General features: G+C 45.8%; 2 tRNA genes and 1 rRNA gene. All 3 read left to right on the top strand.

Features of this window, described 5'->3' with window-relative positions:
- A 16S ribosomal RNA gene (locus DNJ75_RS15155) occupies positions 1-218 on the top strand; the annotation flags it as partial.
- A gap of 78 nt (positions 219-296) precedes the next feature.
- Positions 297-373, top strand: a tRNA-Ile gene (locus DNJ75_RS15160).
- 133 nt (positions 374-506) lie between these two features.
- Positions 507-582 (top strand) — tRNA-Ala (locus tag DNJ75_RS15165).
- The last annotated feature ends 51 nt before the right edge of the window (positions 583-633 follow it).

Genomic DNA, 633 nt, shown 5'->3' on the forward strand with positions numbered 1-633 from the left:
GAGCATGAAGTCGGAATCGCTAGTAATCGCGGATCAGAATGCCGCGGTGAATACGTTCCCGGGTCTTGTACACACCGCCCGTCACACCATGGGAGTGGGTTGCAAAAGAAGTAGATAGTCTAACCGCGAGGAGGACGTTTACCACTTTGTGATTCATGACTGGGGTGAAGTCGTAACAAGGTAGCCGTAGGGGAACCTGCGGCTGGATCACCTCCTTAAAGGTACTTAGGTACAAAATATTAAGAGAATAGCGAGAAGTATTTAAGTGTTTACAATTGATGTTTTTTCAGTAGATTGGGTCTGTAGCTCAGCTGGTTAGAGCGCACCCCTGATAAGGGTGAGGTCGGTAGTTCAAGTCTACTCAGACCCACCAATTCAGAAGACAGAGAACAGAAGGCGGAAGACAGAATTTGGATCAAGAAAACTTGATGGATTTATTTTAAATAGATCATCGCAAAGCGATACGATTATCTGTCCTCAGTCATCAGTCTTCAGTTTTCAGAAAAGGGGCCATAGCTCAGCTGGGAGAGCGCCTGCTTTGCACGCAGGAGGTCAGGAGTTCGATCCTCCTTGGCTCCACCATCTACGCATCGATATTTAATTAAGGTTCAAAGAATGCTTTGATTTGATTTA

The sequence above is a fragment of the Cysteiniphilum litorale genome (assembly GCF_003428165.1).
GTDB lineage: Bacteria > Pseudomonadota > Gammaproteobacteria > Francisellales > Francisellaceae > Caedibacter > Caedibacter litoralis.